Below are 21,201 nucleotides of genomic sequence, written 5' to 3'. Positions count from 1 at the left end.
GCAACATGCGTATTGAAGAAGATTTGAAGTTAGGTTTTAAAGACGTTTTAATCCGCCCGAAACGCTCCACCCTCAAGAGCCGTTCTGACGTTGAGCTTGAGCGTCAATTCACATTCAAACATTCCGGTATTGCGTGGTCTGGTGTGCCGATCATTGCGGCAAACATGGATACAGTAGGTACTTTCGCCATGGCGCAGGCGCTGGCCTCGTTCGATATTCTCACCGCCGTTCATAAGCATTACTCCGTTGAAGAATGGAGCAACTTCGTCAAGTCCGCGCCGGAAAACCTGCTGCGCTTTGTGATGGTTTCTACCGGCACTTCGGATGCCGATTTCGCTAAAACCAAGCAAATTCTGGCCCTGAATCCGGCGCTGAAATTTATCTGCATCGATGTCGCCAACGGCTACTCTGAGCACTTCACCCAGTTCGTAAGCAAAGCGCGCGAAGCCTGGCCGGATAAAGTGATTTGTGCGGGCAACGTGGTGACCGGTGAAATGTGCGAAGAGCTGATCCTCTCCGGCGCCGATATCGTCAAAGTCGGTATCGGCCCTGGCTCCGTGTGTACTACTCGCGTGAAAACTGGCGTGGGTTATCCTCAGCTTTCAGCGGTTATCGAGTGCGCCGATGCGGCTCACGGCCTTGGCGGCCAGATTGTCAGCGACGGCGGCTGTACCGTTCCGGGTGATGTGGCAAAAGCCTTCGGCGGCGGGGCAGACTTTGTGATGCTCGGCGGTATGCTGGCCGGTCACGAAGAGAGCGGCGGCACCGTCGTTGAGGAAGACGGCGAGAAGTTTATGCTGTTCTACGGCATGAGCTCTGAGTCCGCGATGACTCGCCACGTTGGCGGCGTAGCACAATACCGCGCCGCGGAAGGCAAAACCGTTAAGCTGCCGCTGCGTGGCCCGGTTGAAAATACCGCTCGTGATATCCTTGGCGGCCTGCGCTCCGCATGTACTTATGTTGGCGCGTCACGCCTTAAAGAGCTGACCAAACGCACCACCTTTATCCGCGTGGCGGAGCAGGAAAACCGCGTTTTCAACAGCCTCTAAAGTTGTTAATGGCGTAGCGTCTGCTGCGCCATTACCCCCCGCTCATTGCGTCCCCCAGCTGAAATATAGGCAGATACATCGCTACCACCAGCGTGCCAATAATTAGCCCAATCACAATCATCATTAGCGGTTCAAGCATGGCTGCAAGACCGTCGGCCAGCTCGTAGGTTTTGTCATAATGCCAGCGGGCTAACCGCCCAAGCATCAGATCCAGTGAACCGGACTCCTCCCCTATGCGAACCAGCTGCTGGCAGAGTGGCGTAAAGTAGCCGGAACCAGCGAGCGCTTGCCAAAGCGGCTGGCCTTCAGCAATTTTTTTGCTCACCCCGGAAATCTGCCGCTGCCATAGTCGCTGAGTCAGCGTTTTTTCCACCGCCTCAAGCCCCTGTAATAGAGGGATGCCTGCGTGTTGGGAGAGAGTTAATACGGTAAATATCTGGCTAAGTAACTGACCCCGCCGCAGCGGGGCAATGAGCGGTATTTTTAGTAAGAGTTGTTGCTCTTTTTCCCGTAAAGCGGGTTGAGTGCGGCGCAGCATCATCCAGCCAATACACAAAATAATCACCGCCAGCGCCCACCATCCCCCTTGCTCTGTTACCCATGCAGATATGCCCATAACGGCCTGGGTAACGGCAGGCAGTGGCGCATTGAATGAGCGATAGATATTGGCAAATTCGGGGAGAACAAAGCCCATCATCCCGGCCGTGACGAATAGCGCGACCAGCAGAATAAAAAGCGGATAGCGCAGGGCTTTAACCACTTTCCGGGTCAGTTGATATTGCTGTTCCTGCTGCTCGGCCAGCTGCTGGCAGCACTCTGCAAGCTTGCCGGTTAGCTCTCCCGTATGCAGCAGTGCAATAAACAGCGGAGGGAAAATGCGCGGCCATTGCTGAAGTGCCCCGGAAAGAGGCACCCCCTGAGACACTTGCCCCTCAATATGCTGTAGCAAAGCTGACCAGGGCGGTTTCGGGTGCTGGCGGGCGATTAACAATAGGGCATCCGTCAGAGCGATGCCTGCATGGAGCAGGGCAACAAGCTGGCGGATCACGTCAATCTTTTGCTGGATATGCCAGCAAGAGCCGCCGTTTATCGACGAACTTCTGGCCGAGAGTAACTGTAGCTGCTGCTTACCTAGCTCTTCCTCGAGCACCAGCCTCTCTGCTGCCAGAGTCGAACCTGTTTTCAATTGCCCCTGGTTATCTATTGCCTTCCAGCGCCAGATCCGCATTTTAGTCATGCGGCATGCCTAATACCCGATACAGCTCTTCCAGGGTAGTGTGCCCCCGCTCTACGGCGCGGCAGCCGCTTTCAAACAGGGTTGCCATTCCCTGCCTGCGTGCCAGGGATTCAATATTTTCCGCCGGTTCCCCGCCGGTTATAGCCGAGCGCAGGGCGGGAGAGAGCGGCAGCATTTCAAACAGCGCCGTTCGCCCATAATAGCCTCTGTAGCACCGCTCGCAGCCAGTAGCGCGCCAGTGAGGCAGGGCAGTGGGCCAGATATGGACCGGGAGTTCGAGCGGGGTATCATCCAGGGTTTTACAGTGCGGGCAGAGCTTCCTGACCAGCCGCTGTGCGACGATGAGATTTACCGCTGAGGCAAGCATCCAGCGCGGAATAGACATTTGCTCAAGGCGGGTCAGCGTTTCCACCGTCGAATTGGTATGAAGCGTGGAGAGTACCAGGTGCCCGGTTTGGGCCGCTTTTATCGCTATCTCTGCCGTTTCGCTGTCCCTGATTTCACCGACCATAATCACGTCGGGATCCTGGCGTAGCAGGGCACGCAGGATATTCTGGAAGGTGATCCCTGCTTTGGGGTTTACCTGAGTTTGATTCAGGCCGTCCTGAGGGATTTCTACGGGATCTTCGACGCTGCACACGTTAATCCCCGGCTGGTTGAGCACATCCAGAGCGCTATAAAGAGTGATTGTTTTTCCACTGCCCGTGGGGCCGGTAACCAGAATCATGCCCTGAGGTACAGAAAGCGATTGGCGAAACTGTTCGGTTTCTGCCGGCGGCATGCCCAGCAGGCTCATATCCAGGTTATTCCTGCCCTGCTGAAGCAGCCTTAACACCACTTTTTCGCCGTAGCGGCATGGAAGAGTGGAGACCCGAAATGAGGCCTTCACTTCCCCGACGTGATAGTCCATCTGCCCGTCCTGCGGTAAGCGCCTCTCCGCAATATCCAGGTTAGCCAGAACTTTCAACCTCGCGGTCATCGGGGCGGCAACCGAAGGAGGAAGCAGCGGCTGGCATTGCAGCACGCCGTCTATGCGCAGCCGAATCCGATAGACTTCTTCGCACGGCTCAAAATGGATATCGGAAGCTCGCTGTTGAACGGCCGCCGCCAGCGTACTGTCCAGCAGCGCAACGATGGAGCCATCCCCCTCTTGCTCTGGCTGCCGGAGAGTCTGGCCAGTTTGCCATTTCTCAAGGCGCTCCACGGGCCAGAGCTCGACATCGATATGCTTGTTACAGAGAAAGCGCAGCGCCTGGTACATTTGCTCATCCGGTTTATCCCGGGCCGCAATGCGCAGCGTGTCTTCCGTTTCCTCTATCAGGATAAGGTTGTAATGCTGACAGAGCGATAGGAGCTGTTGTTGGGTTTTCATGCTTTAGCTCCTGCTTTGCCGTCGGGAAAACGGAATATCTCTTCACAGGCCTGTTTCAGGGCGGTGTTATTTGCCGTATTGCAGCTTCGCGTCCAGCCTGTTACCCCGCTATCGTCAAGCCACTGCGGCGTAAAGGTTGCCGTCAGCCCGCTAAGTGATTCCTTACCCGTTAAGGTCACAATGCCGCTGATTATGCTCATTGTGCTGACGTAGCGGGTCGTTTTGACCTCAGGAATTCCGCTGCTGTTGGCATTACAGCCGGTGATGCCGCCTTGCTCGATGGCGCATAGCTCTATGGCTGTGCGGTAAGGCACGAAGGTTTGCAGCATGTCGGTTAGCGCCGCTTTGCGGAGATAGTTTTGGTAGGCGGGAATGCCGATGGCGCTAAGAATTGCGATGATGCCGATTACCACCATCAGTTCGATTAAGGTGAATCCTTGTTGTCTTTTCATCTGTCGCTCCTGTTTGTCAGAAAGCGGCACTGTGCGGGGAGAGCAAGGTTATTACGAGGAAGGACATTCGGTTTCGGGAGGTGGTTTCAGCGCTAATTAAAGGCGTTGCGCGCATCGACAAATTGAATGGAACCTGGCACGCAAAAAAACGCGGACGGAGCAAATTCCCTCCGCGTTTTGTGATTAGCGGAAGCGCATCGAAAGGTCGAGGGCGCGAACGTGTTTGGTCAGAGCACCTACGGAGATGTAATCCACGCCGGTTTCGGCAAAGGTGCGCAACGTTTCTTTGGTCACATTGCCTGAAACCTCAAGGCGGGCTTTGCCCCGGGTCAACGCCACGGCCTGGCGCATTTGCTCGACGGTGAAGTTGTCGAGCATGATGATGTCGGCTCCTGCTTTCAGCGCCTGCTCCAGCTCATCCAGCGATTCAACTTCTACTTCAACCGGCACGTCCGGATGCAGCCAGAACGCTTTCTCTACCGCCTGGCGTACGGAGCCGGAAGCAATAATGTGGTTCTCTTTAATCAGAAAAGCGTCAGAAAGGCCGAGACGATGATTACCGCCGCCGCCGCAAAGTACGGCGTATTTCAGAGCGGTGCGCAGGCCCGGCAGCGTCTTGCGGGTATCCAGAAGCTGGGTTTTGGTGCCTGCGAGAAGATCAACATAGCTGCGAACTTCGCTGGCAACACCGGACAGCGTCTGCACAAAATTAAGCGCCGTTCTCTCCCCGGTCAGCAGTACGCGTGCGGGACCGTTAAGCTCAAACAGCGGCTGGTTGACGGTGACTTCGGTGCCGTCTTCAACATGCCACGTGACGTTGACGTCGCCGCCCAGTTGAATAAAGACTTCCTCGACCCAGCGCTTACCGCAAAAAACGCCGTTCTCACGGGTAATGACTACCGCGTGAGCCATGTTTTCCGGCGGCAGCAGCTGAGCGGTAATATCGTTGTCAGGATCAACTTCGCCGCCAAGATCCTCACGCAGCGCCTGAGAAACGGCGAGGGGGATATCAAGGGTAATTCGTTCGAGTAGCTCGTCACGTCGGCGGTCTGGGTTATAACGGCGGGGCGGCATGATAAAACTCCGGAATGAATAAGTTAATATGGATTCATGCTACTCTGAAGCGACTTCAAGTACCACTCTAAGGAGAAGCTCGAATGCAGCTTAAAGACGGCTGGCTGGTGGGGGTAAAACATCTGCCATCCCCGCATTTTGACGGCCGACCGGAGGAGGAAAACCCCTCGTTGCTGGTGGTGCACAATATCAGTTTGCCGCCGGGTGAATTTGGTGGCCCCTGGATTGATGCCCTGTTCGCCGGCACGCTTGACCCGCAGGCGCACCCTTATTTTGCCGGCATCTCCCATCTGCGCGTGTCCGCGCACTGTCTTATTCTCCGTGATGGTGAAATTGTTCAATACGTCCCTTTTGATAAGCGAGCCTGGCATGCGGGTGTTTCCAGCTATCAGGGGCGTGAAAAGTGCAACGACTTCTCCATTGGTATTGAGCTGGAAGGCACCGATACGCTGCCCTATACCGATGCGCAGTATCAGCAACTAACGGCTTTAGCTAAGTTACTGATTCAGCGCTATCCTGATATAGAGAAACATATGACGGGCCACAGCGATATTGCCCCGGGGCGTAAGACCGATCCCGGCCCGGCGTTTGAGTGGCCGCGTTTTTTAGGGGCGATTAAAGAGACTACGGACAAGGAGAGCGCATGACTCTGTTTACCCTGTTGCTGGTGCTGATGAGCGAGCGGCTGTTCAAGATAGGCGAGCACTGGCAGTTGGACCATCGTCTCGAAGTCTTGTTTGGCCGGGTTAAGCATTTCTCCCTGCTGCGAACGCTGCTGATGACAGCGCTGTTTATGGGGCTGGTCTTCCTGATAGAGCGTGCGCTACACGGGCTGCTGTTTAATCTTCCCCTTCTGGTCTTCTGGATTGCGTTGGGCGTGCTCTGCATCGGCGCAGGGCAGGTGCGGCTGCATTACCATGCTTACCTCAAAGCCGCCAGCCGGGACGACGAACACGCCCGCGATGAGATGGCAAGCGAGTTAACGCTGATCCATGGTGTGCCGCCTGAATGCAGCGAGAGAGAGTATCTGCGCGAGCTGCAAAATGCGCTGCTGTGGATTAACTTCCGCTTCTATTTAGCGCCCTTGTTCTGGTTTGTGGTTGGAGGAGTGTGGGGGCCGGTTACGCTGGCGGGTTATGCATTCCTGCGCGCCTGGCAGACCTGGCTTGCTCGCCACCATACGCCGCACGAGCGTTTGCTGTCGGGTATTGATGCCGTTCTGCACGTTCTTGACTGGATCCCGGTTCGCCTGGTCGGCGTGGCCTATGCGTTGCTGGGACATGGAGAAAAAGCGCTTCCGGCCTGGTTTGCCTCGCTTGCCGACAGGCATACGTCCCAGTATCAGGTGTTGACGCAGCTGGCGCAGTATTCTCTGGCGCGGGAACCGCATCAGGACAAGATGAAAACGCCGAAGGCTGCGGTTTCAATGGCGAAGAAGGTTTCTCTGGTGATTGTTGCTGTGGTGGCTTTGCTGACTATTTACGGCACGCTGGTTTAGTCTCAATCGATTTAAAGCAAAACGCCCCGCAATATACGGGGCGTTTTAGTTATCAGGCTTTAACGGTTTTCAGGTTCTTCTGCTTAAGGAAGTAGCCCACGCCCAGAATCACAATCCATACCGGGATCAGATAAACCGAAATGGCCATGCCCGGCGTCATCAGCATGATGACCAGCACCGCGACCATAAACAGCAGGCAGACCCAGTTACCCAGCGGGTAGAACAGCGCCGGGAAGCGGGTTTTCACGCCCTGCAATTGCTTCGCGCGGCGGAACTTGATGTGCGCCAGGCTGATCATCGCCCAGTTGATCACCAGGGCGGACACTACCAGCGCCATCAGCAGGCCAAAGGCCGATTCCGGTGCCAGATAGTTAATCAGCACGCAGAGAGCGGTAAAGCCCGCAGAGACCAGAATGGTGTTTACCGGCACGCCGCGCTTATCGACATTTTTCAGCATCTTCGGGGCGTTGCCCTGCTGTGCCAGGCCGAACAGCATACGGCTGTTGCAGTATACGCAGCTGTTGTAAACCGACAGCGCTGCTGTCAGCACCACCACGTTAAGCGCGTTGGCCACGAAGGTATCACCCAGCTCGTGGAAGATCAGCACAAACGGGCTGGTGTCGGCGGTGACGCGCGTCCACGGCAGCAGGGAGAGCAGGATCGCGAGCGAGCCCACGTAGAAGATAAGGATGCGGTAGATAACCTGGTTAGTGGCTTTTGGAATGCTCACTTCCGGGTTGTCGGCTTCGGCGGCGGTAATGCCGACCAGCTCAAGCCCGCCGAAGGAGAACATGATAATCGCCATCATCATCACCAGCCCCGTGATGCCGTGCGGCATAAAGCCACCCTGATCCCAGAGGTTGCTGACTGAAGCCTGCGGGCCGCCGTTGCCGCTGAACAGCAGCCAGCCGCCGAATATAATCATGGCGATAACGGCCACGACTTTAATAATGGCAAACCAGAACTCCATCTCGCCGAACACTTTCACGTTGGTCAGGTTGATGGCGTTGATAATCACGAAGAAGGCCGCCGCCGTTGCCCAGGTTGGGATCTCCGGCCACCAGAACTGAATATACTTCCCGACCGCCGTAAGCTCTGCCATGGCAACCAGGACGTACAGCACCCAGTAGTTCCAGCCCGAAGCAAAGCCCGCGAAGCCGCCCCAGTATTTATAGGCAAAATGGCTGAATGACCCGGCAACCGGCTCCTCAACGACCATTTCTCCCAGCTGGCGCATAATTAAAAAAGCGATAAACCCGGCGATGGCGTAGCCGAGAATAATTGCCGGACCCGCGGACTGGATGACGGATGCGCTGCCCAGAAACAGGCCCGTCCCGATAGCTCCACCCAGCGCAATCAGCTGAATATGGCGGTTTTTAAGGCCGCGTTTCAGCGTGTCGCCTTGCTGTTGACCTTCCATCATGTAACCTCATTGTGGTTAATGTCTGCGCTACACTGGCGCATTTGTAATTGTGTTGTTCCGTAAGGTGTAGTCTTTTTTTTACGGTTGTTAAATATTGAATTTGCGGATAGGGCTACCGCATCGCAAAGAATAGTGGTAAGCGCTCGCGTTTGCACCTGCTTTCTGCCACTGCTCTGACGAGTTGAATAAAAAGAAACCATTTGTAAAAAAGGGGGAAGGAAAAAGTGGGATTGTGCAGCCTTTGTCCAGGCAGTTTTACTGCATGAATATGTCATTTTTTAGGCGATGTTTTCGGTTGCGATTGAAAAATATATCGTTTCATAAACGTTAACATTGCCACTTAGGGAGTAAACGGAGCTTGTGCGCCAGGTTACAGGTTTGAAAAGCCATTCCTTTAGTGTTGTTAAAATGTGCCTGCTTTCATGATTTCAATCAAAACCAATATGGACAGAAGGTGAATACTTTGTTACTTTTAGCCTCACGAACGTGAAATTGGTCTTACCAATTGACTCCGGGTTAATGGCAGGGATAGGGAACGATGGCCTACAACAAAATCCGCCAACCAAAATTATCCGATGTGATTGAGCAACAGCTGGAGTTTCTCATCCTTGAGGGGACCCTGCGCCCCGGCGAAAAACTTCCACCTGAACGCGAACTGGCGAAACAATTTGATGTTTCCCGTCCTTCACTACGCGAGGCCATTCAGCGTCTCGAAGCGAAGGGTTTGCTGCTCCGTCGTCAGGGCGGTGGCACTTTTGTCCAGAACAGCCTCTGGCAGAGCCTGAGCGACCCGCTGGTCGAGCTTCTCTCGGACCATCCCGAATCCCAGTTTGATCTGCTCGAAACCCGTCATGCCCTTGAAGGAATTGCTGCGTACTATGCGGCGCTACGCGGGACAGATGAAGATCTTAAACGCATTGGCGACTGCCATATAGCGATTCAGCAGGCTCAGGAGTCGGGCGATTTAGACGCCGAAGCCGATGCCGTCATGCAGTATCAAATTGCGGTAACCGAAGCGGCCCATAATGTGGTGCTTCTGCATTTACTGCGCTGCATGGAGCCGATGCTCGAACAAAACGTTCGCCAGAATTTTGAATTGCTCTACGCGCGCCGCGAGATGTTGGCGCAAGTGAGCAGCCATCGCGCCAGCATTTTTGCGGCGATTATGGCTCGCCAGCCGGAGCAGGCGCGAGAAGCGTCGCATCGTCACCTGGCGTTTATTGAGGAAATATTGCTGGACCGCAGCCGTGAGCAGAGTCGTCGCGAACGCTCTCTCCGTCTTCTTCAGCAACGTAAGGATTAAGCGCCCAACTTTAGAGCGCGGCAACTAAACGCAGAACCTGTCTTATTGTGTTTTTTACCAAGAGCACAATGGGACAGGTTCCAGATAATCAACGTATTAGACAGATAAGGAATACCCCCATGTCAGAACGTTTCCCAAATGACGTGGATCCGATTGAAACTCGCGACTGGTTACAGGCGATCGAATCGGTTATCCGTGAAGAAGGTGTTGAGCGCGCTCAGTATCTGATTGATCAGTTACTGGCCGAAGCCGGCAAAGGCGGCGTGAAAGTAGCTGCTTCCGCAGGTGCTCGCAACTATGTAAACACCATTGCCGTTGAAGATGAGCCGGAATACCCGGGCAATCTGGACCTGGAGCGCCGCATTCGTTCTGCTATCCGCTGGAACGCCATTATGACCGTTCTGCGCGCATCCAAGAAAGACCTGGAGCTGGGCGGCCACATGGCTTCCTTCCAGTCTTCCGCAACTGTTTATGAAGTGTGCTTTAACCACTTCTTCCGTGCAGCTAACGAGAAAGACGGCGGCGATCTGGTGTACTTCCAGGGCCACATCTCTCCGGGCATCTATGCGCGTGCATTCCTGGAAGGGCGTCTGACCGAAGAGCAGATGAACAACTTCCGTCAGGAAGTGCATGGTAAAGGTCTGTCTTCTTACCCGCACCCGAAACTGATGCCAGAATTCTGGCAGTTCCCGACCGTTTCTATGGGTCTGGGCCCAATCGGCGCTATCTACCAGGCTAAATTCCTGAAATATCTGGAACACCGCGGCCTGAAAGACACCTCCGAGCAAACCGTTTACGCCTTCCTGGGCGACGGCGAGATGGATGAGCCAGAATCTAAAGGTGCGATCACTATCGCGACCCGTGAGAAACTGGACAACCTGTGCTTCATCATCAACTGTAACCTGCAGCGTCTGGATGGTCCGGTCACCGGTAACGGTAAGATCATCAACGAACTGGAAGGCATCTTCAGCGGTGCTGGCTGGAACGTTATCAAAGTGATGTGGGGCGGTCGTTGGGATGAGCTGCTGCGTAAAGACACCAGCGGTAAGCTTATCCAACTGATGAACGAAACCGTTGACGGCGACTACCAGACCTTCAAATCCAAAGACGGCGCCTACGTGCGTGAGCACTTCTTCGGTAAATATCCTGAAACCGCCGCACTGGTTGCAGACTGGACTGATGAGCAGATCTGGGCGCTGAACCGTGGTGGTCACGATCCGAAGAAAGTTTACGCTGCACTGAAAAAAGCGCAGGACACCAAAGGTAAAGCGACCGTTATCCTGGCCCACACCATCAAAGGTTACGGCATGGGCGATACCGCAGAAGGTAAAAACATCGCTCACCAGGTGAAGAAAATGAACATGGACGGCGTGCGTTATATCCGCGACCGTTTCAACGTTCCTGTGACCGATGAGCAGGTAGAAAACCTGTCTTACATCACCTTCCCTGAAGGTTCTGAAGAGCACAAGTACCTGCACGAACGCCGTCAGGCGCTGAAAGGCTACCTCCCAGCTCGTCAGCCAAACTTCTCCGAGAAACTGGCACTGCCTGCGCTGGAAGACTTCTCTCAGCTGCTGGAAGAGCAGAACAAAGAAATCTCCACCACCATCGCTTTCGTTCGTGCCCTGAACGTGATGCTGAAGAACCCGTCTATCAAAGACCGTCTGGTTCCAATCATCGCCGATGAAGCTCGTACCTTTGGTATGGAAGGTCTGTTCCGTCAGATCGGTATTTACAGCCCGAACGGCCAGCAGTACACCCCGCAGGACCGTGAGCAGGTTGCTTACTATAAAGAAGACGAGAAAGGTCAGATCCTGCAGGAAGGTATCAACGAACTGGGTGCTGGCGCGTCCTGGCTGGCTGCTGCGACTTCATACAGCACCAACAACCTGCCGATGATCCCGTTCTACATCTACTACTCCATGTTCGGTTTCCAGCGTATCGGTGACCTGTGCTGGCAGGCTGGCGACCAACAGGCTCGCGGCTTCCTGGTCGGTGGTACTTCCGGTCGTACAACGCTGAACGGTGAAGGTCTGCAGCACGAAGATGGTCACAGCCACATTCAGTCTCTGACTATTCCTAACTGTATCTCTTACGATCCTTCTTACGCGTACGAAGTGGCTGTCATCATGCACGACGGTCTGACTCGTATGTACGGTGAAGCACAAGAGAACATTTACTACTACATCACCACCCTGAACGAAAACTACCACATGCCGGCTATGCCAGCAGGTGCCGAGGAAGGTATCCGTAAAGGTATCTACAAACTCGAAACCGTTGCGGGTAGCAAAGGTAAAGTTCAGCTGCTGGGCTCCGGTTCTATCCTGCGTCACGTACGTGAAGCAGCACAGATTCTGGCTAACGACTACGGCGTGGGCTCTGACGTGTACAGCGTAACTTCCTTCACTGAACTGGCTCGTGATGGCCAGGATTGTGAGCGCTGGAACATGCTGCACCCAATGGAAACTCCGCGCGTTCCGTACATCGCTCAGGTGATGAACGACGCTCCAGCGGTAGCTTCTACTGACTATATGAAACTGTTCGCCGAGCAGGTCCGTACTTACGTACCAGCTGATGATTATCGCGTACTGGGTACCGACGGCTTCGGTCGTTCTGACAGCCGCGAAAATCTGCGTCACCACTTCGAAGTTGATGCTTCTTATGTGGTTGTAGCGGCCCTGGGCGAACTGGCTAAACGTGGCGAAATCGATAAGAAAGTGGTTGCGGAAGCCATCACTAAATTCAACATCGATGCAGATAAAGTTAACCCGCGTCTGGCGTAAGAGGTAAAGAGACAATGGCTATCGAAATCAAAGTACCAGACATCGGCGCTGATGAAGTAGAAATCACCGAGATTCTGGTCAAAGTTGGCGACAAAGTTGAAGCTGAACAGTCGCTGATCACCGTAGAAGGCGACAAAGCCTCTATGGAAGTTCCGTCTCCTCAGGCTGGCGTCGTAAAAGAGATTAAAGTCTCCGTCGGCGACAAAACCGAGACCGGTAAACTGATCATGATTTTCGATTCCGCCGAAGGTGCAGCAGCCGCTGCACCTGCTAAGGCAGAAGAGAAGAAAGAAGCCGCTCCGGCTGCAGCACCTGCTGCCGCGGCTGCAAAAGAAGTTAACGTGCCGGACATCGGCGGTGACGAAGTAGAAGTTACCGAGATCATGGTTAAAGTTGGCGACACCGTTGCCGCTGAGCAGTCTCTGCTGACCGTAGAAGGCGACAAAGCCTCTATGGAAGTCCCTGCTCCGTTCGCGGGCGTGGTTAAAGAGATCAAAATCAGCACCGGCGACAAAGTGTCCACCGGCTCCCTGATCATGGTGTTCGAAGTGGCGGGTGCTGCACCTGCTGCGGCTCCGGCACAGGCTGCTGCTCCTGCCGCCGCCGCGCCAGCTGCTTCCGGCTCTAAAGAAGTAAACGTACCGGACATCGGCGGTGACGAAGTTGAAGTCACCGAAGTGATGGTGAAAGTGGGCGATAAAGTTGCCGCTGAACAGTCACTGATCACCGTAGAAGGCGACAAAGCTTCTATGGAAGTCCCTGCGCCATTCGCCGGTACCGTTAAAGAAATCAAAATCAGCACCGGCGACAAAGTGTCTACCGGCTCCCTGATCATGGTATTCGAAGTGGAAGGCGCTGCGCCTGCCGCGGCTCCGGCTGCTGCACCGGCTGCCAAAGCTGCTGCACCTGCTGCTAAAGCGGAAGGCAAATCTGAATTCGCTGAAAACGACGCTTACGTTCACGCTACTCCGCTGATCCGCCGTCTGGCTCGCGAGTTCGGCGTAAACCTGGCGAAAGTGAAAGGCACCGGCCGTAAAGGTCGCATCCTGCGCGAAGACGTTCAGACCTACGTGAAAGACGCTGTTAAGCGCGCTGAAGCGGCTCCGGCTGCTACCGGCGGCGGTCTGCCGGGCATGCTGCCATGGCCGAAAGTAGACTTCAGCAAGTTCGGCGAAATCGAAGAAGTGGAAATGGGCCGTATCCAGAAAATCTCTGGTGCTAACCTGAGCCGTAACTGGGTGATGATCCCGCATGTTACCCACTTCGACAAAACCGATATCACCGATCTGGAAGCGTTCCGTAAGCAGCAGAATGACGAAGCCGCTAAGCGTAAGCTGGACGTGAAGTTCACCCCTGTGGTGTTCATCATGAAAGCCGTTGCTGCCGCGCTGGAGCAGATGCCACGCTTCAACAGCTCCCTGTCCGAAGATGGCCAGAAGCTGACGCTGAAGAAATACATTAACGTGGGTGTTGCGGTTGATACTCCGAACGGCCTGGTCGTTCCGGTATTCAAAGATGTGAACAAGAAGAGCATCACCGAACTGTCCCGCGAACTGATGGCTATCTCCAAAAAAGCTCGCGATGGCAAGCTGACCGCTGGCGAAATGCAGGGCGGCTGCTTCACCATCTCCAGCCTGGGCGGTATCGGGACGACTCACTTCGCGCCAATCGTTAACGCGCCTGAAGTGGCTATCCTCGGTGTGTCCAAGTCGGCAATCGAGCCGGTCTGGAACGGTAAAGAGTTCACGCCGCGTCTGATGATGCCAATGTCTCTTTCCTTCGACCACCGCGTAATCGACGGCGCTGATGGTGCTCGCTTTATCACCATCATCAACAATATGCTGTCCGATATTCGCCGCCTGGTGATGTAATTGAAAAGCCGGCCAATCGGCCGGCTTTTTTCTGATAATCTCATGTGGTTTGTGAGGTTATTGGCGAAAGCGACAATTCGTGAGCCGTTTGTTGTTTCAAAATTGTTAACAATTTTGTAAACTGCGGGCGGATAGAACGACCCGGTGGACGACGGGTATAAATTAAGAGGTCATGATGAGCACAGAAATCAAAACTCAGGTCGTAGTACTTGGGGCAGGCCCGGCAGGTTACTCCGCAGCATTCCGCGCGGCGGATTTAGGTCTGGAAACCGTCATCGTAGAGCGTTACAGCACCCTCGGCGGTGTTTGTCTGAACGTCGGCTGTATCCCTTCTAAAGCGCTGCTGCACGTTGCTAAAGTTATCGAAGAAGCAAAAGCACTGGCCGAGCACGGCATCGTTTTCGGCGAACCGAAAACCGATATCGACAAAATTCGTACCTGGAAAGAGAAAGTTATCACTCAGCTGACTGGCGGTCTGGCCGGTATGGCAAAAGGCCGTAAGGTCAAAGTGGTAAACGGTCTGGGTAAATTCACCGGGGCTAACACCCTGGAAGTTGAAGGCGAGAACGGCAAAACCGTGATCAACTTCGACAACGCTATCATCGCGGCGGGTTCCCGTCCGATCGAGCTGCCGTTCATTCCTCATGAAGACCCGCGCGTGTGGGACTCCACCGATGCGCTGGAGCTGAAAACCGTACCGAAACGCCTGCTGGTTATGGGTGGCGGTATCATCGGTCTGGAAATGGGCACCGTATACCATGCGCTGGGTTCAGATATTGACGTGGTTGAAATGTTCGACCAGGTTATCCCGGCTGCTGACAAAGACATCGTTAAAGTCTTCACCAAACGCATCAGCAAGAAATTCAACCTGATGCTGGAAACCAAAGTGACCGCCGTTGAAGCAAAAGAAGACGGTATCTACGTTTCCATGGAAGGCAAAAAAGCACCTGCTGAACCACAGCGTTACGACGCCGTGCTGGTGGCTATCGGCCGCGTGCCGAACGGTAAAAACCTCGATGCTGGCAAAGCTGGCGTGGAAGTTGATGACCGTGGCTTCATCCACGTTGACAAGCAGCTGCGCACCAACGTGCCGCACATCTTTGCTATCGGCGATATCGTCGGTCAGCCGATGCTTGCGCACAAAGGTGTTCATGAAGGCCACGTTGCCGCTGAAGTTATCGCCGGAATGAAGCACTACTTCGACCCGAAAGTTATCCCATCCATCGCTTATACCGAGCCGGAAGTTGCATGGGTTGGCCTGACCGAGAAAGAAGCGAAAGAGAAAGGCATCAGCTATGAAACCGCCACCTTCCCGTGGGCTGCTTCTGGCCGTGCTATCGCTTCCGACTGTGCGGACGGCGTGACCAAGCTTATCTTCGACAAAGAAACTCACCGCGTTATCGGTGGTGCGATTGTTGGCACCAACGGCGGCGAGCTGCTGGGTGAAATCGGCCTGGCTATCGAAATGGGCTGTGATGCAGAAGACATCGCGCTGACCATCCACGCTCACCCGACTCTGCACGAGTCCGTTGGCCTGGCTGCTGAAGTGTTCGAAGGTAGCATCACCGACCTGCCAAACCCGAAAGCGAAGAAAAAGTAACTTTCCGAGTTTGATAAAGCGGCCCTCCGGGGCCGTTTTTTTTTGCCTGAACGTCATATCAAAAAGTAATCTATTCCCCCTTAACGATTCAGCAAGGTTTTAATGTTGCTTTTTTGTAAACGGATTAACACCCCCTGAAAATCCTGCTATGCTGCCCGACGCGGTACCGGGCATTTACCCTACAAACTGCTGTCTCACAGGAGCGTGAAGAGAGAGATCCGGTAGCGCCAAATGACAATGAGAGCGAGGAGAACCGTCGTGCTAGAAGAATACCGTAAGCACGTAGCTGAACGTGCCGCAGAAGGGATTGTTCCGAAACCCTTAGATGCCACCCAAATGGCCGCACTGGTTGAGCTGCTGAAAACCCCACCAGCGGGTGAAGAAGAATTCCTGTTAGATCTGATTACTAACCGCGTACCGCCGGGCGTTGATGAAGCCGCCTACGTGAAAGCGGGTTTCCTTGCCGCGATTGCCAAAGGCGATGCCACCTCTCCGCTTATCTCCCCTGAAAAAGCCGTTGAACTGCTGGGCACCATGCAGGGTGGCTACAACATTCACCCGCTGATTGACGCGCTGGATAACGAAAAGCTGGCACCGATCGCCGCTAAAGCGCTGTCCCATACGCTGCTGATGTTTGACAACTTCTACGACGTGGAAGAGAAAGCAAAAGCCGGTAATCAGTACGCGCAGCAGGTTATCAAGTCGTGGGCCGAAGCCGAATGGTTCCTGTCACGTCCTAAGCTGGCGGAAAAAATCACCGTAACCGTATTTAAAGTCACCGGCGAAACCAATACCGATGACCTGTCTCCGGCGCCGGATGCCTGGTCACGCCCTGACATCCCTCTGCACGCCCTGGCGATGCTGAAAAACGCCCGCGAAGGCATTGAGCCGGATCAGGCCGGTGCCGTTGGCCCAATCAAACAGATTGAAGCCCTGAATAAAAAAGGGTTCCCGCTGGCCTATGTTGGCGACGTAGTGGGCACCGGCTCTTCCCGTAAGTCCGCCACCAACTCGGTGCTGTGGTTCATGGGCGACGACATCCCGAACGTGCCGAACAAACGCGGCGGCGGCGTGGTGCTGGGCGGTAAAATTGCGCCAATCTTCTTTAACACCATGGAAGATGCCGGTGCGCTGCCAATCGAAGTTGACGTAAATAACCTGAATATGGGCGATGTTATCGACATTTACCCGTACAAAGGCGAAGTGCGCAACCACGAGACTAACGCCGTTATTGCTAACTTCGAGCTGAAAACCGAAGTGCTGCTGGATGAAGTACGCGCCGGCGGCCGTATTCCGCTGATCATCGGCCGTGGCCTGACAACCAAGGCCCGCGAAGCGCTGAATCTGCCGCACAGCGAAGTCTTTGTTCAGGCGAAAGATGTGGCTGAAAGCAGCCGTGGCTACTCTCTGGCGCAGAAAATGGTTGGCCGCGCCTGCGGCGTAGAAGGTATTCGTCCGGGCGCCTACTGCGAGCCTAAGATGACCTCGGTTGGCTCCCAGGACACCACCGGCCCAATGACGCGTGATGAGCTGAAAGACCTGGCGTGCCTCGGCTTCTCCGCCGACCTGGTCATGCAGTCCTTCTGCCACACTGCGGCCTATCCGAAGCCGGTTGACGTGACCACTCACCACACGCTGCCTGACTTCATCATGAACCGCGGCGGCGTTTCGCTGCGTCCGGGCGATGGCGTAATCCACTCCTGGCTGAACCGTATGCTGCTGCCGGATACCGTTGGCACCGGCGGCGACTCCCATACCCGTTTCCCTATCGGCATTTCTTTCCCTGCGGGTTCTGGTCTGGTGGCCTTTGCCGCTGCGACCGGCGTTATGCCGCTGGATATGCCTGAGTCGGTGCTGGTTCGCTTCAAAGGCAAAATGCAGCCGGGCATTACCCTGCGCGATTTAGTTCACGCCATCCCGCTGTATGCGATTAAGCAGGGTCTGCTGACCGTTGAGAAGAAAGGTAAGAAAAACATCTTCTCCGGCCGCATCCTGGAAATCGAAGGCCTGCCAACGCTGAAAGTAGAGCAGGCGTTTGAGTTGACCGATGCTTCCGCAGAGCGTTCCGCTGCGGGCTGCACCATCAAGCTGGATCGTGAGCCAATTGAAGAGTACCTGAACTCCAACATCGTGCTGCTGAAGTGGATGATTGCCGAAGGCTACGGCGACCGCCGCACGCTGGAGCGCCGTATCCAGGGCATGGAAAAATGGCTGGCCGATCCGCAACTGATGGAAGCGGATGCTGACGCAGAATATGCTGCGGTTATCGAAATCGATCTTCAGGACATCAAAGAGCCGATCCTTTGTGCGCCAAACGATCCGGACGATGCCCGCCTGCTGTCCGACGTTGCCGGTGAGAAGATCGATGAAGTGTTTATCGGCTCCTGCATGACCAACATCGGTCACTTCCGTGCTGCCGGTAAGCTGCTGGATAGCCACAAAGGCCAGCTGCCAACCCGCCTGTGGGTGGCTCCGCCAACCCGTATGGATGCGGCGCAGCTGACCGAAGAAGGTTATTACAGCGTGTTTGGTAAGAGCGGGGCGCGTATCGAAATCCCTGGGTGTTCCCTGTGTATGGGCAACCAGGCGCGCGTAGCCGATGGGGCAACGGTAGTTTCTACCTCAACCCGTAACTTCCCGAACCGTCTGGGCACCGGGGCGAACGTCTTCCTGGCGTCTGCAGAGCTGGCGGCGGTTGCTTCCCTGCTGGGCAAACTGCCGACGCCGGATGAGTATCAGACCTTCATGGCTCAGGTTGATAAAACCGCGGTAGATACTTATCGCTACCTGAACTTTGACCAGCTCAGCCAGTACACCGAGAAAGCCGACGGCGTTATCTTCCAGACCGCCGTATAAACTGCAAAACCGTCTCTGAAGAGACGGTTTTTAGTGTTTGCACCCTCTCCTGTGGGAGAGGGACGGGGTGAGGGCACCAGACCGCAGGGTCCCGCTCTCTCCTTTTTATTTCTCGTCCTTCTACTCTTCCCTCTGTTTTCCCCCGACTTTGCTGCGATAATTGAACCTATAAGCGTGGGTGAGGATTTCCCCCGCGATGTAGAGGAAACAATCATGGATTACGAATTTCTGCGGGATGTTACCGGGCTGGTTAAGGTACGCATGTCGATGGGCCACGAAGTCGTCGGCCACTGGTTTAACGAGGAAGTGAAAGGCGACCTGACGATACTCGATGAGGTCGAACAGGCTTTGCTTTCGGTCAAGGGCAGCGAGCGCCAGTGGCAGCGTGCGGGGCATGAATATACCCTGTGGCTGGACGAAGAAGAGGTGATTATTCGCGCCAATCAGCTGGAAATATCCGGTGATGAGATAGAAGAAGGCATGAGCTACTACGACGAAGAGAGCCTCTCTTTCTGCGGCGTGGAGGATTTTCTACAGGTGGCGAATGCCTACCGGGAATTTTTGCAGCAGCGCTGAGTAAAGTCGGCATTGACCGTGGCGACACGGTCAATGTTCAGCAAAGCGAGGTACGGGCTACTTCACGTAGGCGAGGAGGCTGAGAGAGTCCCGCGCCAGTGATTTGCATTTTGTTGCTGTAGGGAGGGCAATTCCGCTCAGGTCTTTATAACTATCTTCGCCGAGCGCTTTCATGTTCCAGCTATCGTAATTGGTTAAATCCCATTGATTTTGCTGGGCAAAAAATACCAGAGCACGACGTATCTGGCCGTTAGGGAGATTCTGGTAGCCACAATCATTTTTCAGAAACACAAATACCGCAGTCAGATCGGCCATATCTTCTGCTTCAGACTCGCTTAGCGCCAGGCTGCTGGTAGAAAAAGCCAGCAATACGCCCAGTAATAACGCCCTAACTCCCATCTTCATCACGTCTACCACTTTTTCTCAGATACGAAACGTTAACACAGTTAAATGGACGCCGACGAGATTTATTATGAGCTTAAAACTTGACCTTACCGTTGGGGAAAGGTTTATGCTCGCGCCTATGTATGCCCACTCAAGGAACTGATTATGCATCGCCGTAATTTTCTCAAATATTCCGCGGCCCTGGGGGCTTTCAGCGCGCTGCCTCTGTGGAGCCGGGCTGCATTTGCGGCCGATCGTCCGGCACTGCCGATCCCTCCTTTGCTCGCCCCTGATGCCAAAAATAGCATCCGCTTGACGGTAAATGCAGGGCAGACCACGTTTGGCAGCAAAATCGCCACCACATGGGGTTACAACGGCTCGCTGCTCGGCCCGGCATTAAAGCTGAAGCAGGGTGACGCGGTGACGGTGGAGATTAATAATCGCCTGGCGGAAGAAACTACCGTTCACTGGCACGGGCTGGAAGTTGCCGGTGATGTTGATGGCGGCCCGCAGGGCGTTATTGCCGCCGGTGGGAAGCGCAGCGTGACTTTTGCTCCTCAGCAGCGCGCGGCAACCTGCTGGTTCCATCCTCATCAACATGGCAAAACCGGGTATCAGGTGGCGATGGGCCTGGCGGGGCTGGTATTGATAGAAGACAGCGAAAGCGGCCAGTTAATGCTGCCTAAGCAATGGGGCATCGACGATGTGCCATTAGTCATTCAGGACAAACGCTTTGGCGCAGACGGGCAAATCGACTACCAGCTGGACATGATGAGCGCCGCCGTAGGCTGGTTTGGCGATACGCTGCTGTGTAACGGTGCGGTTTACCCTCAGCACACCAATCCGAAAGGGTGGCTGCGCCTGCGTTTACTTAACGGCTGTAACGCTCGCTCGCTGAATATTGCCGCCAGCGATAATCGCCCGCTTTATGTCATCGCCAGCGACGGCGGGCTGCTTGCCGAACCGGTAAAAGTCACCGAGCTTGAACTGCTGATGGGCGAGCGTTTTGAAGTGCTGGTGGATACCAGTGACGGTAAAGCTTTTGATATCCTCACCCTGCCGGTTAAGCAAATGGGCATGACGGTTGCGCCGTTTGATAAACCTGTTCCGGTGGTGCGCATTCAGCCGTTGATTATCGCAGCATCCGGCGAGCTGCCGGATAAATTAGTCAGCGTGCCTGCTCTGCCGTCGCTGGAAGGTCTCACCGAGCGCTGGCTGCAACTGATGATGGACCCGATGCTGGACATGATGGGCATGCAGGCGTTAATGGACAAATACGGCATGCAGGCGATGGCCGGAATGGAAATGGGCGGCCATGGCAATATGGGTCATATGGGCCACGGCAACATGGGGAACATGAAGCACGGTTTTGACTTCCATAACGCCAACAAGATTAACGGTAAGGCTTTTGATATGAACACCCCGGCATTTGCGGCGCAAAAGGGGAAATACGAGAAGTGGACCATCTCAGGTGAAGGCGACATGATGCTGCACCCGTTCCACATCCACGGTACGCAGTTCCGCATTCTGTCGGAAAACGGCAAGCCGGTGGCGGCACATCGTCAGGGCTGGAAGGATACAGTGAGGGTAGAAGGCGCTCGCAGCGAAGTACTGGTGAAGTTCGATCACGAAGCGTCCAGAGAGGCGGCCTATATGGCGCACTGCCATCTGCTGGAGCATGAAGATACCGGAATGATGCTCGGCTTTACCGTAGCGTAAAAGA

At 54.8% G+C, this 21,201-nt stretch carries 16 protein-coding genes; 10 read left to right on the top strand and 6 right to left on the bottom strand.

The window, feature by feature from the left end:
* Positions 1–5: 5 nt before the first annotated feature.
* On the top strand, positions 6–1,049 hold the full coding sequence (locus tag ACG1VR_RS19210; RefSeq protein ID WP_039897913.1) for a GMP reductase: 1,044 nt from the start codon (positions 6–8) through the stop codon (positions 1,047–1,049).
* Positions 1,050–1,080: 31 nt separating this feature from the next.
* Here the strand turns inward: ACG1VR_RS19210 and hofC are convergent, their stop codons facing one another.
* The 4 genes from hofC to nadC all read right to left on the bottom strand — a co-directional run bounded on the left by hofC (position 1,081) and on the right by nadC (position 5,184).
* Positions 1,081–2,286, bottom strand: coding sequence for a protein transport protein HofC (gene hofC / locus ACG1VR_RS19205; RefSeq protein ID WP_395489573.1), 1,206 nt, complete (start codon positions 2,284–2,286; stop codon positions 1,081–1,083).
* Positions 2,279–3,658 carry a type II secretion system protein GspE gene (gene gspE, locus ACG1VR_RS19200; protein WP_395489571.1) on the bottom strand — a complete coding sequence of 460 codons (1,380 nt, stop codon included), beginning with the start codon at positions 3,656–3,658 and terminating at the stop codon, positions 2,279–2,281. The genes hofC and gspE overlap by 8 nt, the downstream gene beginning before the upstream one ends.
* Positions 3,655–4,110, bottom strand: coding sequence for a prepilin peptidase-dependent pilin (ppdD, locus tag ACG1VR_RS19195; RefSeq protein ID WP_395489570.1), 456 nt, complete (start codon positions 4,108–4,110; stop codon positions 3,655–3,657). The genes gspE and ppdD overlap by 4 nt, the downstream gene beginning before the upstream one ends.
* Positions 4,111–4,293: 183 nt before the next feature.
* Entirely contained in the window at positions 4,294–5,184 is an 891-nt protein-coding gene (nadC, locus tag ACG1VR_RS19190; protein WP_016534913.1) for a carboxylating nicotinate-nucleotide diphosphorylase, read from the bottom strand.
* An 83-nt stretch (positions 5,185–5,267) separates the two neighbouring features.
* On the opposite strand from nadC, the gene ampD reads away from it, so the two are divergent.
* Both ampD and ampE read left to right on the top strand, forming a co-directional pair.
* A complete protein-coding gene (ampD, locus tag ACG1VR_RS19185) occupies positions 5,268–5,831 on the top strand; it encodes a 1,6-anhydro-N-acetylmuramyl-L-alanine amidase AmpD (protein ID WP_395489569.1) in 564 nt (187 codons plus the stop codon).
* Complete coding sequence (gene ampE / locus ACG1VR_RS19180; RefSeq protein WP_016534915.1) at positions 5,828–6,682, top strand: beta-lactamase regulator AmpE; 855 nt, start codon at positions 5,828–5,830, stop codon at positions 6,680–6,682. The genes ampD and ampE overlap by 4 nt, the downstream gene beginning before the upstream one ends.
* A 52-nt stretch (positions 6,683–6,734) precedes the next feature.
* Here ampE and aroP read toward each other — a convergent pair whose 3' ends face one another.
* Positions 6,735–8,105 (bottom strand): aromatic amino acid transporter AroP, encoded by a 1,371-nt coding sequence (gene aroP / locus ACG1VR_RS19175; protein WP_395489568.1) that lies wholly within the window; start codon positions 8,103–8,105, stop codon positions 6,735–6,737.
* A gap of 538 nt (positions 8,106–8,643) precedes the next feature.
* Between aroP and pdhR the strand changes: the two genes are divergently transcribed.
* From pdhR to yacL, 6 genes are all read left to right on the top strand, one after another.
* Positions 8,644–9,408: a pyruvate dehydrogenase complex transcriptional repressor PdhR gene (gene pdhR / locus ACG1VR_RS19170; RefSeq protein ID WP_016534918.1), complete on the top strand. Its 765-nt coding sequence runs from the start codon at positions 8,644–8,646 to the stop codon at positions 9,406–9,408.
* A gap of 119 nt (positions 9,409–9,527) precedes the next feature.
* On the top strand, positions 9,528–12,191 hold the full coding sequence (gene aceE, locus ACG1VR_RS19165; protein WP_172568342.1) for a pyruvate dehydrogenase (acetyl-transferring), homodimeric type: 2,664 nt from the start codon (positions 9,528–9,530) through the stop codon (positions 12,189–12,191).
* A 14-nt stretch (positions 12,192–12,205) separates the two neighbouring features.
* Positions 12,206–14,062 (top strand): pyruvate dehydrogenase complex dihydrolipoyllysine-residue acetyltransferase, encoded by a 1,857-nt coding sequence (aceF, locus tag ACG1VR_RS19160; protein ID WP_395489567.1) that lies wholly within the window; start codon positions 12,206–12,208, stop codon positions 14,060–14,062.
* Positions 14,063–14,237: 175 nt separating this feature from the next.
* A complete protein-coding gene (lpdA, locus tag ACG1VR_RS19155; RefSeq protein ID WP_039897917.1) occupies positions 14,238–15,662 on the top strand; it encodes a dihydrolipoyl dehydrogenase in 1,425 nt (474 codons plus the stop codon).
* A gap of 258 nt (positions 15,663–15,920) precedes the next feature.
* Positions 15,921–18,518, top strand: coding sequence for a bifunctional aconitate hydratase 2/2-methylisocitrate dehydratase (gene acnB / locus ACG1VR_RS19150; RefSeq protein ID WP_115586300.1), 2,598 nt, complete (start codon positions 15,921–15,923; stop codon positions 18,516–18,518).
* A 213-nt stretch (positions 18,519–18,731) separates the two neighbouring features.
* Positions 18,732–19,094, top strand: a complete 363-nt coding sequence (gene yacL / locus ACG1VR_RS19145; RefSeq protein WP_039897918.1) for a protein YacL — start codon at positions 18,732–18,734, stop codon at positions 19,092–19,094.
* Positions 19,095–19,151: 57 nt separating this feature from the next.
* Here yacL and ACG1VR_RS19140 read toward each other — a convergent pair whose 3' ends face one another.
* Positions 19,152–19,499 carry a YacC family pilotin-like protein gene (locus ACG1VR_RS19140; protein ID WP_016534925.1) on the bottom strand — a complete coding sequence of 116 codons (348 nt, stop codon included), beginning with the start codon at positions 19,497–19,499 and terminating at the stop codon, positions 19,152–19,154.
* Between the two features lie 144 nt (positions 19,500–19,643).
* On the opposite strand from ACG1VR_RS19140, the gene cueO reads away from it, so the two are divergent.
* Positions 19,644–21,197, top strand: coding sequence for a multicopper oxidase CueO (cueO, locus tag ACG1VR_RS19135; RefSeq protein WP_395489566.1), 1,554 nt, complete (start codon positions 19,644–19,646; stop codon positions 21,195–21,197).
* Positions 21,198–21,201: the final 4 nt, after the last annotated feature.

The sequence above is a fragment of the Cedecea davisae genome, assembly GCF_044095835.1.
In the GTDB taxonomy this organism is placed as follows: Bacteria; Pseudomonadota; Gammaproteobacteria; order Enterobacterales; family Enterobacteriaceae; genus Cedecea; species Cedecea davisae.
Note: the sequence above shows the minus strand (reverse complement) of the source record. Positions and strands in the feature narration are given on the sequence as shown.

Coding starts and splice junctions, on each gene's coding strand:
- ACG1VR_RS19210 (WP_039897913.1), top strand. CDS start 6: ATGCGTATTGAAGAAGATTTGAAGTTAGGTTTTAAAGACGTTTTAATC.
- hofC (WP_395489573.1), bottom strand. CDS start 2,286: ATGACTAAAATGCGGATCTGGCGCTGGAAGGCAATAGATAACCAGGGG.
- gspE (WP_395489571.1), bottom strand. CDS start 3,658: ATGAAAACCCAACAACAGCTCCTATCGCTCTGTCAGCATTACAACCTT.
- ppdD (WP_395489570.1), bottom strand. CDS start 4,110: ATGAAAAGACAACAAGGATTCACCTTAATCGAACTGATGGTGGTAATC.
- nadC (WP_016534913.1), bottom strand. CDS start 5,184: ATGCCGCCCCGCCGTTATAACCCAGACCGCCGACGTGACGAGCTACTC.
- ampD (WP_395489569.1), top strand. CDS start 5,268: ATGCAGCTTAAAGACGGCTGGCTGGTGGGGGTAAAACATCTGCCATCC.
- ampE (WP_016534915.1), top strand. CDS start 5,828: ATGACTCTGTTTACCCTGTTGCTGGTGCTGATGAGCGAGCGGCTGTTC.
- aroP (WP_395489568.1), bottom strand. CDS start 8,105: ATGATGGAAGGTCAACAGCAAGGCGACACGCTGAAACGCGGCCTTAAA.
- pdhR (WP_016534918.1), top strand. CDS start 8,644: ATGGCCTACAACAAAATCCGCCAACCAAAATTATCCGATGTGATTGAG.
- aceE (WP_172568342.1), top strand. CDS start 9,528: ATGTCAGAACGTTTCCCAAATGACGTGGATCCGATTGAAACTCGCGAC.
- aceF (WP_395489567.1), top strand. CDS start 12,206: ATGGCTATCGAAATCAAAGTACCAGACATCGGCGCTGATGAAGTAGAA.
- lpdA (WP_039897917.1), top strand. CDS start 14,238: ATGAGCACAGAAATCAAAACTCAGGTCGTAGTACTTGGGGCAGGCCCG.
- yacL (WP_039897918.1), top strand. CDS start 18,732: ATGGATTACGAATTTCTGCGGGATGTTACCGGGCTGGTTAAGGTACGC.
- ACG1VR_RS19140 (WP_016534925.1), bottom strand. CDS start 19,499: ATGAAGATGGGAGTTAGGGCGTTATTACTGGGCGTATTGCTGGCTTTT.
- cueO (WP_395489566.1), top strand. CDS start 19,644: ATGCATCGCCGTAATTTTCTCAAATATTCCGCGGCCCTGGGGGCTTTC.